General features: G+C 59.8%; 1 pseudogene. It reads right to left on the bottom strand.

Annotation, left to right across the window (positions count from 1 at the left end):
* Positions 1-251, bottom strand: a pseudogene (locus tag AF337_RS44760) (aminoglycoside phosphotransferase family protein); the annotation flags it as partial.

Consider the following 251-nt stretch of genomic DNA (forward strand, 5'->3'; position numbering starts at 1 on the left):
AAAGCCACCGGGAGCCCTGCTTGAAAGACCGTATTCCACGGCGTCAGGTCATTGTGGCAGACCGTTTCAACAGGGTGGCGGGCGTCAAGACGCCATTCGCGATCTCTCCATAAGAAGCTGGCTGCGGCATCGTGGTAGGATCGCAGCAATTGTCCCAGGCGCTCGAGGACGTTGTCGCGCCAGACATAATCCGGGAGACGGAGGTCAAAGCGACCGCCTTTATCGGGAAGGAAGCCTTCGCCGTTGCCGAC

Origin of the sequence: Rhizobium ecuadorense (assembly GCF_001187535.1) — a bacterium.
GTDB classification, from domain to species: domain Bacteria; phylum Pseudomonadota; class Alphaproteobacteria; order Rhizobiales; family Rhizobiaceae; genus Rhizobium; species Rhizobium ecuadorense.